This is a genomic window from Herminiimonas fonticola, assembly GCF_040395855.1.
Classification (GTDB): Bacteria; Pseudomonadota; Gammaproteobacteria; order Burkholderiales; family Burkholderiaceae_D; genus Oxalicibacterium; species Oxalicibacterium fonticola_A.
Window position 1 is genome coordinate 1 of record NZ_JBEBPO010000073.1, and the last position, 12,979, is coordinate 12,979.

Here is a 12,979-nt window from a genome sequence, read left to right on the forward strand (position 1 = left end):
TTCAGCAGCGTCAGAATTTCCATCAACTCGCTACGAATCGCAAGCACCGCATTGGGATCGATGGTCACCGCATCAAGCGGCAAATCCTCATCGGCACGCGCTTCCAGAATCCGGCTATCCAGCTTGTTGCGCGCGCCGCTGATCGTGAACCCCTGCTCGTAAAGCAGCTCACGAATACGACGTATCAGCAAGACTTCATGATGCTGGTAATAGCGCCGGTTACCGCGTCGCTTGACCGGTTTCAACTGGGTAAATTCCTGCTCCCAGTAGCGTAAAACGTGCGGCTTGACGCCACACAATTCGCTGACTTCGCCGATTGTGAAATAGCGTTTGGCGGGAATTGGCGGCAATGCTGCCAATTCAGCTTTGTTGATCCGTTCGTTCATCTAATTCAGCTGGTGTGCGCAAGTGAGGTCTGGCTGGAAGTCTCGACCATGCCTTTTAGCTTTTGGCTCGCATGGAAGGTAACGACACGGCGCGCAGTAATGGGAATTTCTTCTCCAGTCTTGGGATTGCGGCCTGGACGCTGCGGTTTGTCGCGCAACTGAAAATTACCGAAACCGGATAGTTTTACCGCTTCGCCACGCTCCAGCGCGTTACGAATTTCATCAAAGAATGTTTCAACCATATCCTTGGCTTCGCGTTTGTTCAAACCGACTTGCTCGAACAACAACTCCGCCAACTCGGCCTTGGTCAGAGTCGGCAAATCCTTTTCTGCCTGCGAACGTACCTGCGCTTCCAGCATTGCGCGGTTGAGATCGGCTGCCAATACGGATTGGAGTTCAGCGGAATTCACATCATTCATATTCGTTATATTCACGGCTTGGGTTGCAGCTTTGTCATGCACGTAATTTAGCCCCATGCTTGGCACCTGCAGCGGCGACCAAGGCTGCCATGGCAGCATCCACCGGACCGTCTTGCAGGGTTAATTGAGTATCTTGCAAGGTGCAACGGAAAGCAAGGCTTTTCTCGTCCGACTCCAAGCCCTTGCCGCGATATTCATCAAATAAAACAACGACTTGCAAGATGTTGCAAATTGGATTCAATTTCTTTTCAGAAATAAAAGCATCCATCAAGTCTTGCATGGAAACCGTGTGCTTGACCACTAGAGCCAAATCGCGCGTTACCGCCGGGAATTTTGAAATTTCCTTGTAGGACGGTACGTTCACTTGCTGCAGGCTATTTGTCTCCACCTCGAACAAAACCGGTGCAAGCGGCAAATCGTACTTTTGCTGCCAGCGCGGATGCAATTCCCCGATAAAACCAATTGCCTGGCCATCGAGTAAAACATTTGCCGAGCGGCCCGGGTGCAGCGCCGGATGTTCGGCTTTGGCGAAAGTCAGCATCTTCGGTGCAAACAAGGCTTCCAGATCGGCTTTGACATCGAAATAATCGACGTTGCGCGTATCCAGGCCCCACTGCTCTTCCGCAACAGGACCATATGCAATCCCGGCAACATGCTTGGGCTGATCATAACCGGCCACGGAGAGCGGACCATCCTGATCAATCTTGTTGCGCAAATAAACGGCGCCGATTTCAAACAGGCGAATGCGGCTGACCTTGCGGTTCAGGTTGTAACGCACATTAGCGATCAGATTGCCTATCATCGATGAACGCATCACGCTCATCTGGCTGGCAATCGGATTCAGCAGTTTGATCGGATTGGTGTTGCCGCCAAAATCTGCTTCCCACGCTTGCTCAACAAAACTGAAATTGACCACTTCCTGATAATCGGCATCAGCCAGTTGACGACGGATCGTGAATAGCGAACGCGTGTTCTCCGGACGAATGCGCATTGCATTCGCCGCGACCGGCGGCAAGGCTGGAATATTTTCAAAGCCGTAGACGCGCGCAATTTCTTCGATCAGGTCTTCTTCGATTTCTATATCGAAACGGTAGGACGGCGGCGTCACCGAAAATACGCCGTCTTTTTGCGTAAATGGCAAAGCCAGACGCGTGAAGATGTCGGCGATCTGCGCATCGGTCAACGCTACGCCGATGACCTTGACGGCACGTGCAGTGCGCACACTGACAGGATCGCGTTTTGGCAGATTGACGATATGGTCGTCGATAGGGCCTACTGCTGTTTTATCTTTTTGACCGCAGATCTCGACAATCAATGCAGTGATGCGTTCGATGTGTTCAACCGTGGTTGCAAAGTCAACGCCACGTTCAAAGCGGTGCGCAGCATCGGTGGAAAAATTAAAGCGACGTGCACGGCCCTGGATCGCATTCGGATACCAGAATGCCGCTTCCAGATAGATGTCTTGCGTATCGAGCGACACTGCCGTCGCGTCGCCACCCATGATGCCGGCCAGCGATTCGATTTGCCGGTCATCGGCGATCACGCCTATCCACTCATCGACAGCAACCGTGTTGCCGTTCAGGAGCTTCAACGATTCGTCTTTTTTACCCCAGCGCACATCCAGTCCGCCGTGAATTTTAGCCAGGTCGAACACATGCGTAGGACGACCTAGTTCAAGCATCACGTAATTGGAGATATCCACCAATGCGGAAATCGGGCGTTGACCGCTACGTTCCAGGCGTTGCTTCATCCAGTCTGGTGTTTGCGCTTTTGCATTCAAGCCGCGAATGATGCGGCCGGTAAAACGGCCGCACAGATCCGGAGCAGAAACCTTTACCGGCAATACATCCGCAATCGTCGCTGTGACTGCCTGATGCGTCGGCACTTTCAATGGCGTACCGGTCAAGGCGGAAACTTCACGTGCCACACCAAGTACAGACAAACAATCCGCCTTGTTTGGCGTCAGTTTGATGGTGAATTTCAAATCATTGAGCTGATAATAATCACGGAAATTCTGACCGATAGGCGCATCAGCCGGCAAATCCATCAAACCGCCCTGCTCATCCGACAACTTCAATTCTTTTGCCGAACACAACATGCCCTGCGATTCCACGCCGCGCAATGCGCCGACCCTGATCTCGAATGGCTTGCCATCTTCGCCCGGCGGCAATACCGCACCGGCCAATGCGCAAACGACCTTCATGCCGGCGCGCACATTAGGCGCACCGCATACGATGTTCAACAAGGTTCCGGTGCCTGCATCAACCTGGCAAACATTCAGGCGATCGGCATTCGGATGCTTGGCGATCTCGCGTACTTCAGCCACTACAACATTCGAGAATGGCGGTGCGACCGGTTCGACTTCTTCGACTTCCAGACCGGACATCGTCAACATGTGCGCCAATTCGTCCGACGTCATGTTCGGATCGACCATCGTACGGAGCCAGCTTTCGGAAAATTGCATGATTTAAAAACCTTTTGCCACAGACATCACAAATACAGAAAAAATCAGGGCACGCGCTTGTTCAGCATGCCCTGCCTTGTACTGCTAGTTGAATTGTTTCAGGAAACGCAAATCGCCCTCGTAGAACAGGCGCAGATCATTGATGCCGTAACGCAGCATCGTCAAGCGTTCCAGGCCGGAGCCGAATGCAAAACCGATGAATTGTTCCGGATCGAATCCCATATTGCGCATCACGTTCGGATGTACCTGACCGGCGCCGGATACTTCGAGCCAGCGGCCTTTCAGCGGGCCGCTGCCGAAAGCGATATCGATCTCGGCCGATGGTTCGGTAAATGGGAAATACGACGGGCGGAAGCGCACTTGCAGATCGTCAGTTTCAAAGAACGCTTTGACGAAATTAAGATAGACACCTTTCAAGTCGGCGAAGCTGATGTTTTCATCGATCCACAAGCCTTCGACCTGATGAAACATAGGCGAGTGTGTCGCATCGCTATCGACGCGATAAGTACGGCCAGGCGCGATCACGCGGATCGGCGGTTTGTTCATGCGCGCATAGCGCACCTGCATCGGGCTGGTATGCGTACGCAGCAGCAAAGGCTTGCCTTGCGTATCGTTGCCTTCGATGTAAAACGTATCCTGCATCGAGCGCGCCGGATGATTTTCCGGGCTGTTCAATGCGGTGAAATTGGTCCAGTCGTTTTCGATCTCGGGGCCGTCTGCCACGTCGAAACCGATAGAGCCGAAAATCTCTTCCACGCGCTGCCATGTACGCATGACAGGGTGAATACCGCCGGTGCCGCGACCACGGCCAGGCAAGGTAATGTCGATGGCTTCTGCATTCAGGCGAGCTTCCATCTGTGCATTCGACAATGCATCGCGACGCGCCGTCAGCGCAGCCTCGATTTTTTCTTTTGCGGAATTGATGACAGCGCCCTGCGTCTTGCGCTCATCCGGCGCGAGCTTGCCCAGACTCTTCATCTGTTCGGTAATCTGCCCCGTTTTACCGAGGTATTTCGCTTTCGCGTTTTCCAGTGCAGCGGCATCATCTGCAGCGGCAAAATCGGTCTGGGCTTGCGTTACAAGTTGTTCTAGGGGATTCATGCGATTTGTTTTCGTCCTTAGCAAGTAAGCCGAAAAGGAAAGCCAAAAAGGCCGTGCAAAAATAAAAACGGGACATAGGTATGAACCCTGCCCCGCTCTCGGATATTGCTGCACTGTCCGCAGACAGTGCATACGATCACAACTTAAGCAGCGATGGTGGTTTTCACCTGATTCACGATTGCCGCGAATGCCGGTTTGTCCATCACAGCCATATCGGCCAGGACTTTACGGTCCAGCTCGATGGATGCGCGTTTCAGACCGTTCATGAACACGCTGTATGTCAGGCCATGTTCACGCGATGCTGCATTGATACGGGTGATCCACAATGCGCGGAAAACACGTTTCTTGTTACGACGATCACGGTATGCATATTGACCAGCGCGCATAACTGCTTGCTTGGCGATACGATATACCTTGCTGCGACGACCACGATAGCCTTTGGCTTGGTCGAGGACTTTCTTATGACGGGCCCGTGCTGTGACCCCACGTTTTACTCTAGGCATGATTGCTCCTGATTATTTGAGTGAGGTTAAGCGTTCGGCATCATTGCGCGTACGGATACCATGTTGGTGTCATGAACACCGACGGAACCGCGCAATTGACGTTTATTTTTTGTGGTTTTCTTGGTCAGAATATGACGCTTGAAAGCTTGACCGCGTTTAACGGTTCCACCTGGACGTACACGAAAGCGCTTTTTGGCGCTGCTTTTCGTTTTCATTTTAGGCATGACACTATCTGTCCTTTGGGGACAGCTCCATTTTTAACATGATTGCAGGTGGCAGCAATTTCGCTACGCTTGGATGCCTGCTCTCACTTGTTATGCAGTGGAATCGAGTCCACTGCTATTTTGTGCAAGCCGCTCGTTGCCAAGCGACTCATACGAAATTCTATTACTTCTTCTTCTTCGGCGACAGAACCATGATCATCTGACGGCCTTCCATCTTCGGAAACTGCTCAACCTGGCCATATGGTTCCAAATCAGCCTTCAAGCGCTCCAACATGCGGAAGCCGATATCCTGATGCGCCATTTCACGACCGCGGAAACGCAGCGTAATTTTGGTTTTATCACCATCGTCCAGGAATTTGATCAAATTGCGCAGCTTGATGTTGTAATCGCCATCATCGGTGCCAGGCCGGAATTTAACTTCCTTAACCAGAATAACTTTCTGCTTGAGCTTGGCTTCGTGCGCCTTCTTTTGTTCCTGGTATTTGAACTTGCCGTAGTCCATCAGGCGAGCGACTGGCGGTTGCGCAGTTGGCGCAATCTCTACCAGATCGACATTAGCTTCTTCCGCAAGGCGGAAGGCATCTGCCAGACTCACGATACCGAGTGCCTCATTTTCGACACCACTCAAACGCAACTCAGGCGCTGTAATTTCACCGTTGATCCGATGCGACTTGTCAGTAGCTATTGCAATTTCCTTTTAAAATCAAATAATTAAGCCGTGCTCTTGCGCTATGGGTTGCCCCGTTAGGCTTTGGTTTCAACCTCATTATTGAGGCGCTCCACCAATAAATCGACAGGCATGACACCCAGATCGACATTACCTCGCGCTCGCACGGCCACTGTACCTGCGTCCCGCTCTTTGTCGCCAATTACGATGATGTACGGCAGCTTCTGAACGGAATGCTCGCGTATTTTATAGGTTATTTTCTCATTACGCAAATCGACGTGCACCCTAAACCCTTGTTTCTTCAGGTTTTGCGCAACGGCTTGAGCGTAGTCTGCCTGCGCATCCGAGATGTTCAGAACGGCAATCTGGACCGGGGCTAGCCATAATGGCAAGGCGCCCGCATGATTTTCGATCAGCATGCCAATAAAGCGCTCAAACGAGCCCAGGATTGCCCGATGCAACATGACCGGAATCTTCTTGGTGTTGTCTTCCGCGACATATTCCGCACCCAGGCGAGCCGGCATCGAGAAATCAACCTGTATCGTGCCGCATTGCCACATGCGACCAATCGCATCCTTCAGCGTGTATTCGATCTTCGGACCGTAGAACGCACCCTCGCCGGGTGAAATTTCATAAGTACAACCGGAGCGATCCAGCGAAGCGATCAGCGCAGCCTCAGCCTTGTCCCACGCTTCATCGGAACCAACACGTTTCTCGGGACGTGTTGCCACTTTATAAATGACATCGGTGAAACCGAAATTCTGATAAACCTTTTGCAACAATGCAGTAAAGGCCACGCACTCATCCAGAATCTGGTCTTCGGTACAGAAGATATGACCATCGTCTTGCGTAAAGCCGCGCACGCGCATCATGCCGTGCAAGGAACCTGACGGCTCATTGCGATGGCACTGACCGAATTCGCCGTAACGCAATGGCAGTTCGCGATACGAACGCAGATCCGACGCAAAAATCTGCACGTGACCCGGGCAGTTCATCGGCTTCAGCGCATACGAGCGGTTTTCCGACTCGGTCGTGAACATATTTTCTTTGTAGTTTTCCCAGTGGCCGGATTTCTCCCACAGGCTGCGGTCGAGAATCTGTGGCGCCTTTACTTCCTGGTAACCGTTATCCTGATAGACGCGGCGCATGTATTGTTCAACTTGCTGCCAGACCGTCCAGCCTTTTGGATGCCAGAAAATCAAGCCAGGCGCTTCTTCCTGGAAGTGGAACAGATCCAGCGCACGACCCAGCTTGCGATGATCGCGCTTCTCGGCCTCTTCCAGCATATGCAGATAGGCTTCCTGCTCTTCCTTCTTCGCCCATGCGGTGCCGTAGATACGCTGCAGCATTTCATTCTTGGAATCACCGCGCCAGTACGCGCCGGCCAGCTTCATCAGCTTGAATACTTTCAGCTTGCCGGTCGATGGCACATGCGGACCGCGGCACAGATCGGTGAACTTGCCTTCGGTGTACAGCGAAACATCCTGATCGGCTGGAATCGACGCAATGATTTCTGCCTTGTAGGCTTCGCCGATAGATTTGAAATACTCAACCGCTTCATCGCGCGGCAAGACTTTACGGGTAACCGGCTCGTCTTTTTTCGCCAGTTCGGTCATTTTCTTTTCGATCGCCAGCAAATCTTCGGGCGTGAACGGGCGCTTGTACGAGAAATCGTAATAGAAGCCGTTTTCGATGACCGGACCGATAGTCACTTGTGCATCCGGAAACAGCTCCTTGACCGCATAAGCCAGCAAATGCGCGGTGGAATGACGAATCACGTCCAGACCATCTGCATCCTTGTCGGTAATGATAGACAGATCGCTGTCCTGTTCGATCAAGTACGAGGTATCGACCACATTGCCGTTGACCTTGCCGGCGAGTGCCGCCTTGGCAAGACCGGTGCCGATATTGGCAGCAACTTGCGCCACGGTGACAGGGGAATCGAATTCGCGTTGCGAACCATCGGGAAGACGGACTGTAATCATTTTGCTCTCCGTTTCAGCGGGGACTTGCTTGCTGACGCTAGATTAATTGAACAACAAAAAATGCGGACGAAAAAAAACGCGGGCTAGCCGCGCTTTTTCAAATGGTAATGACGAAAAAGAACCCGACTTAGCGTCGCTCGGAAACCAGTGTGGTTGTCGTTCGCGGTGTCATAACCGGGTTTGCCTTTCTCGCTCTTACAGGTTTTACCAATTTTTCGTTGGTAGGCACGATTGGACTCGAACCAACGACCCCTACCATGTCAAGGTAGTGCTCTAACCAGCTGAGCTACGCGCCTAAAGAAGCGAAATTATAGCGACAAATTATCTTCTTAGCTAGTGCTTGTGCAAACTTGTTTGAAAAATCTCTGTGCCGGGCTTTTTATCGTGCAGAAACGATAGCGGCCCCATTACTAATCTGCTTACTTTAGCGGCATCAATGACGTCTGGCGGCCAGCACACCTTTGACCTCGCGGATGACGGTCAGCGCTTTCTGCAATTGCGCAGTAGATGCAATTTCCGCCGTGAACGCCATGCGCGCCTGCCCCTTCACGCTTTGTGTACTGACGCCTATCACATTGATTTTTTCACGCAGGAAGATATCGGAGATATCACGCAACAAACCTTGCCTGTCGCTGGCCAGCACGAAAATATCGACCGGATACACGGTTGCCGATTCTGTTTTCCCCCACGCCGTTTGCACGACGCGTTCGGGTGCCTTGTGGCGCATTTCGACAAAATTCTTGCAGTCCGCACGATGTATCGACACACCTTTGCCACGCGTGACAAAGCCGACTATTTCATCCGGCGGCGCCGGCTTGCAGCACCTCGCCAGTTGCGTCATCAAACCATCGGTACCGACCACCAGCACCCCGGACTTGGCCCCGTGCACGACGCTGGATGCACGACTCTTGCGCGGAATGACCACATCTTCCAGCTCGGCCTGCGCGGCAGCGCTTGCTTCGTCGCCACGCAAAGCCTGTTCCACTGTGCGCAAGCTGAACTCATCCTTGCCTACCGCCAGGAACAGATCGTCGAGTTTGGCAAATTCCAGTTTGTGCGCAAGCTCTTCCAGATTGACGGCAGTCTTGCCTTCGCGCTGCAGGGTTTTTTCAATCAGTGCACGCCCACTGGAAAGCGTTTCCTGCTGATCGATTGCATTGAACCAGGCACGCACCTTGGCACGCGTGCGCGGGCTCGCGGCATAGCCTGGCGAAAGCCAGTCGCGCGACGGACCGACTGTACCGGTTACGGCGCTGGCACCCTTGGCGGTAATAATGTCGACGGTCTGGCCATTTTTCAGCACGGTATTGAGCGGCACCAGCGTGCCATCGACACGTGCACCACGACAACGATGACCGACATCGCTATGCAGATGGTAGGCAAAATCGATAGGCGTGGCGCCGTTCGGCAACTCGATCACGCGCGCCTGTGGGGTCAGCACATAAATACGATCATCCAGTGTGGCCGACTTGAGTTTTTCCACCCAGTCGCGATGCACATCTTCCTGCCCGACTACGGTATCGACGACTTCGCTTTTCCACGCCAGCAATTGACGCAGCCAGGCAATTTTCTCATCGTACTTTTGTCCTGCAAAATTCGAGCTGCCCGCTTCCTTGTAGCGCCAATGCGCAGCCACACCGTATTCGGCGAAGTCATGCATATCGTTGGTGCGCACCTGCACTTCCAGCGGCCGACCATCTTCTGCGATCACAATCGTATGTAGTGATTGATAGCCATTGGCTTTGGGGCGCGAGATGTAATCGTCGAACTCCGACGGTATCGGGGTCCAGATGTTATGCACGATACCGAGCACCGTGTAACAGGTTTTCACATCATCGACGATCACACGGAATGCGCGCACATCGTACAAATCGGAGAACTCGATTTCCTTGCCGCGCAGCTTGCTCCAGATACTGAAGATGTGTTTTGGCCGGCCGAAGACTTCGGCCTTGATGCCGGCCGCAGCCATTTCCGACTGCAGACGCTTGATTGAATTTTCAACGAAGGCTTCGCGCTCGACGCGTTTTTCTTCCAATAGCGATGCAATGCGCCGGTACGCTTCAGGTTCGAGGAAGCGGAACGATAAATCTTCCAGCTCCCATTTCAATTGCCAGATGCCAAGTCGATTTGCCAGCGGCGCATACAAGTCGAAAGTCTCGCGCGCATATTGCCGCGAACGTTCATTCACCAGCTTGTTGTCGGCGAAGTAGCGCAGCGTGGTGACACGCGTACCGAGACGCACCAGCACCACACGCATATCGCTGGCCATGGCCAGCAGCATCTTGCGCAATACTTCAAGTTGCGCTGCGGCTTCCTGCGCCGCGTTCTTGCTGCGCGCTGCTTCATGCTGTGTGAAAGTGGCTTCATGCAAACGCATCAACTGACGCACCCCCGCCACCAGATCGCTCACCTCCTTGCCGAATCGCTCTTCTATTTTTTCGGCAGCCGCCGGCGCGATCATTTCCAGCTCGAACAGCAAGGCGGCAATCCGCGTATCGGCATCGGTTTCCAGTTCGGATAAAACGGTCGCCACGCCTTGCGCAAATTCAAAGGCATCCTGTTCGCTCTCAAACGCTCCTTGTCCTGCAGAAACCGTTTTACCGATATAGAACGGTTTGACGTATGCAAGCGCATCCATCACGCGGGCACTATCGTGTTCTGTCAAGCCGGAGCGGAGCAACGCAGGTACGTCGCTCTGTGCTGATGCTAAGGAAACCATTACCAACCTAGGAAGATGCTGCAACTACAATTATTTCAATCAGACGCTTCGGATCTGGAAACTGCACTGCAACCGTTGCTCTGGGCGGCGCATGCCCTTCCGGCACCCACTCATTCCACGCCGCGTTCATGCCGTCGAAATCATCGACGTCGGCAATAAATATCTGGCACGACAGAATGCGGGTTTTATCACTGCCGGCTTCCGCCAGCAAACGATCAATATGACCCAGCACTTCATGTGTCTGGCCCTGAATATTCTGCGCTGTATCCTCGGCAATCTGTCCCGCCAAGTATACCGTGCCATTGTGTATGGCAACTTCCGACAGCGTATCGCCTATATGCAAACGTGTAATGTTCATTTTAGTTCAGTATAAAAATCCGGCTGCAAACATCAGCCCGGGAAAAAATCTTTTGCGATTGCAATCTGTGCTTCGCTTAAAAAAGTCGGCGCATGGCCGACCCCGGTCAGTTCCACCACCCTGGCCTTCGGCCCGCGCTGCGACATTGCCAGCGCCGTTTCCGGCGACAGCAAATCGGAATCGGCGCCGCGCACCAGTAAAACAGGACAAGTGATGGCATCGTAGGCAGCCCACAAGCGTTGCTCGTCGAGTCGCGCGCTTTCTACAGTCGTTTGCCGGAATGGCAGCGCCAGGCCCGGATCGTAGACGAACACCCATTGCCCCTGCGCATTCTGGTGCATCACATCCGCTGCCAGCTTGCGCCATTGTTCATCGCTATGCGCACCGAACGACAGCGAGATCGCGCGTACGTATTGCCATGCCTCATCGAAACTGGCAAAGCGCACGTCCTGCCCGACATATTCGCCTATGCGTGCCAGCGCTTCCGCATCGATAGAAGGACCGATATCGTTGAGCAGCAATTTGCGGATCGGCGTATCCGGCAACGATGCCAGCGCCATACCGATCACGCCGCCCATCGATGTACCGAACCAGTGCACAGACTCCACGTCCAGACGCGCAATCAGCGTCACCATGTCGCTGACGTATTGCGGCACTTGATAATATTGCGGGTCGCGCAAATGCCCCGAGCGCCCGCGGCCGACCACATCGGGACAGATCACGCGATAATCGTCCGACAGCGCTTGCGCCAAGGCATCGAAATCATCCGATACCCGCGTCAGGCCATGCACGCAGATCAATACTTTCGTATTGGCAGGATCACCCCACTCCTTGTATGCCATCCGGTGCAGACCGGCGGGAGAAAGACATTGAACTGTTTTGATTTGAGCTTGAGTCATGGCAATTGAAATTGGATATATGCCGTATTTTACGGCCCTTGCGCGTAAAATCTTAGCAAAGATCGCAGCACCTGAAATCCAGGACTGAAAGGCGCGTCATGCAAAACACTTTTCTGCGCGGTAAAACGGCACTGATTACCGGCTCCACTTCCGGCATCGGTTTGGGAATTGCCCGTGCACTGGCGCAGCAAGGTGCGCATATCGTGCTCAATGGTTTTGGCGATGCAAATGAGATCAAGGCGCTGCAAACCGAGCTGACAAAAGAATATGGCGTCACGTGTGTTCATCACTCCGCCGATATGTCGAAACCGGTAGAGATCGCTGCAATGATGGAATTCGCAGCCCAACAATTCGGTAGTGTCGACATCCTGGTCAACAATGCCGGCATCCAGCACACCGAGACGATAGAGAATTTCCCCGTTGAACAATGGGATGCAATCATCGCTATCAACCTCTCCTCCACCTTCCACACCACGCGACTTGCATTACCTGCTATGCAGGCAAAGAACTGGGGGCGCATCATCAATATCGCATCAGTACATGGCTTGGTGGGATCAGTACAAAAATCCGCCTATGTCGCCGCGAAGCATGGCATCGTCGGTCTGACCAAGGTAACAGGATTGGAAATGGCACACACAGGCGTTACCTGCAATGCCATTTGTCCGGGCTGGGTATTGACGCCGCTGGTGCAAAAACAAGTGGATGCACGGGCAGCAAGAGATGGCTTATCGAACGAAGAAGCGAAAAAAGATTTGGTATCGGAGAAGCAACCGTCCGGCGAATTTGTCACGCCGGAACAACTGGGCGCACTGGTCGTTTTTCTCAGCAGCGATGCGGCCAGTCAGGTACGTGGAGCAGCGTGGAATATGGACGGCGGCTGGACTGCGCAGTAGCAGAAATTTGTACTGTCTGCCGCGCACCTGCGCTAAACCTGCAATGCGCTGATATCGAGCGGCACGCCGGTATTGGCAACGACCTCTGCCGACGTCACGCCGCTGGCCAGTTCAATCAGTTGCAATCCATTTGGCGTCACATCGATCACTGCCAGATCGGTAATGATGCGATTCACCACGCCAACACCGGTCAAGGGCAAATTGCATCGCGGCAGTATCTTGTGCGAAATCAAACCATCTTTGCCACGCGCCACATGTTCCATCAGCACCACGATACGTTTGACACCGGCCACCAGATCCATCGCACCGCCCATGCCCTTGACCATCTTGCCGGGAATCATCCAGTTGGCAAGATCGCCTT

The 12,979-nt window shown here is 53.3% G+C and carries 13 protein-coding genes and 1 tRNA gene; 1 reads left to right on the plus strand and 13 read right to left on the minus strand.

The genetic code is table 11. The features are described 5' to 3' along the window. From ABWP27_RS09650 to ABWP27_RS09705, 12 genes are all read right to left on the minus strand, one after another. Positions 1 to 386 (minus strand): MerR family transcriptional regulator (locus tag ABWP27_RS09650; protein WP_353156015.1); only part of this gene is annotated, 386 nt, incomplete at its 3' end. A gap of 5 nt (positions 387 to 391) precedes the next feature. Beyond that, the gene (locus tag ABWP27_RS09655) at positions 392 to 745 is read right to left on the minus strand and encodes an integration host factor subunit alpha (RefSeq protein WP_502905331.1); all 354 of its coding nucleotides are present in this window, start codon (positions 743 to 745) and stop codon (positions 392 to 394) included. Between the two features lie 94 nt (positions 746 to 839). After that, complete coding sequence (pheT, locus tag ABWP27_RS09660; protein ID WP_353156016.1) at positions 840 to 3,269, minus strand: phenylalanine--tRNA ligase subunit beta; 2,430 nt, start codon at positions 3,267 to 3,269, stop codon at positions 840 to 842. Between the two features lie 84 nt (positions 3,270 to 3,353). Further along, a complete protein-coding gene (gene pheS, locus ABWP27_RS09665; RefSeq protein WP_353156018.1) occupies positions 3,354 to 4,370 on the minus strand; it encodes a phenylalanine--tRNA ligase subunit alpha in 1,017 nt (338 codons plus the stop codon). A 143-nt stretch (positions 4,371 to 4,513) separates the two neighbouring features. Next, on the minus strand, positions 4,514 to 4,873 hold the full coding sequence (gene rplT, locus ABWP27_RS09670) for a 50S ribosomal protein L20 (protein ID WP_011871280.1): 360 nt from the start codon (positions 4,871 to 4,873) through the stop codon (positions 4,514 to 4,516). A 26-nt stretch (positions 4,874 to 4,899) separates the two neighbouring features. Further along, complete coding sequence (gene rpmI / locus ABWP27_RS09675; RefSeq protein ID WP_353156020.1) at positions 4,900 to 5,097, minus strand: 50S ribosomal protein L35; 198 nt, start codon at positions 5,095 to 5,097, stop codon at positions 4,900 to 4,902. Between the two features lie 163 nt (positions 5,098 to 5,260). Then, positions 5,261 to 5,782, minus strand: coding sequence for a translation initiation factor IF-3 (infC, locus tag ABWP27_RS09680; protein ID WP_353156032.1), 522 nt, complete (start codon positions 5,780 to 5,782; stop codon positions 5,261 to 5,263). Positions 5,783 to 5,841: 59 nt separating this feature from the next. Beyond that, a complete protein-coding gene (gene thrS, locus ABWP27_RS09685; RefSeq protein ID WP_353156022.1) occupies positions 5,842 to 7,749 on the minus strand; it encodes a threonine--tRNA ligase in 1,908 nt (635 codons plus the stop codon). 219 nt (positions 7,750 to 7,968) lie between these two features. Further along, positions 7,969 to 8,045: transfer RNA gene (locus tag ABWP27_RS09690), tRNA-Val, on the minus strand. A gap of 137 nt (positions 8,046 to 8,182) precedes the next feature. After that, positions 8,183 to 10,468: a RelA/SpoT family protein gene (locus tag ABWP27_RS09695; protein WP_353156024.1), complete on the minus strand. Its 2,286-nt coding sequence runs from the start codon at positions 10,466 to 10,468 to the stop codon at positions 8,183 to 8,185. Positions 10,469 to 10,475: 7 nt separating this feature from the next. After that, entirely contained in the window at positions 10,476 to 10,826 is a 351-nt protein-coding gene (locus ABWP27_RS09700) for a RidA family protein (protein WP_353156025.1), read from the minus strand. Positions 10,827 to 10,858: 32 nt separating this feature from the next. Continuing rightward, positions 10,859 to 11,725: an alpha/beta fold hydrolase gene (locus tag ABWP27_RS09705; RefSeq protein ID WP_353156026.1), complete on the minus strand. Its 867-nt coding sequence runs from the start codon at positions 11,723 to 11,725 to the stop codon at positions 10,859 to 10,861. A 98-nt stretch (positions 11,726 to 11,823) separates the two neighbouring features. Here ABWP27_RS09705 and ABWP27_RS09710 point away from each other — a divergent pair, with 98 nt between their 5' ends. Next, the gene (locus ABWP27_RS09710; protein WP_353156027.1) at positions 11,824 to 12,618 is read left to right on the plus strand and encodes a 3-hydroxybutyrate dehydrogenase; all 795 of its coding nucleotides are present in this window, start codon (positions 11,824 to 11,826) and stop codon (positions 12,616 to 12,618) included. A 32-nt stretch (positions 12,619 to 12,650) separates the two neighbouring features. Here the strand turns inward: ABWP27_RS09710 and ABWP27_RS09715 are convergent. Continuing rightward, positions 12,651 to 12,979 (minus strand): CoA-transferase (locus ABWP27_RS09715; protein ID WP_353156029.1); only part of this gene is annotated, 329 nt, incomplete at its 5' end.

Excerpts from the sequence above, each read along its gene's own strand:
- thrS (WP_353156022.1), bottom strand. The coding sequence starts at position 7,749 with ATGATTACAGTCCGTCTTCCCGATGGTTCGCAACGCGAATTCGATTCC.
- ABWP27_RS09710 (WP_353156027.1), top strand. The coding sequence starts at position 11,824 with ATGCAAAACACTTTTCTGCGCGGTAAAACGGCACTGATTACCGGCTCC.
- ABWP27_RS09700 (WP_353156025.1), bottom strand. The coding sequence starts at position 10,826 with ATGAACATTACACGTTTGCATATAGGCGATACGCTGTCGGAAGTTGCC.
- pheT (WP_353156016.1), bottom strand. The coding sequence starts at position 3,269 with ATGCAATTTTCCGAAAGCTGGCTCCGTACGATGGTCGATCCGAACATG.
- pheS (WP_353156018.1), bottom strand. The coding sequence starts at position 4,370 with ATGAATCCCCTAGAACAACTTGTAACGCAAGCCCAGACCGATTTTGCC.
- ABWP27_RS09655 (WP_502905331.1), bottom strand. The coding sequence starts at position 745 with ATGCTGGAAGCGCAGGTACGTTCGCAGGCAGAAAAGGATTTGCCGACT.
- rpmI (WP_353156020.1), bottom strand. The coding sequence starts at position 5,097 with ATGCCTAAAATGAAAACGAAAAGCAGCGCCAAAAAGCGCTTTCGTGTA.
- rplT (WP_011871280.1), bottom strand. The coding sequence starts at position 4,873 with ATGCCTAGAGTAAAACGTGGGGTCACAGCACGGGCCCGTCATAAGAAA.
- ABWP27_RS09705 (WP_353156026.1), bottom strand. The coding sequence starts at position 11,725 with ATGACTCAAGCTCAAATCAAAACAGTTCAATGTCTTTCTCCCGCCGGT.
- ABWP27_RS09695 (WP_353156024.1), bottom strand. The coding sequence starts at position 10,468 with ATGGTTTCCTTAGCATCAGCACAGAGCGACGTACCTGCGTTGCTCCGC.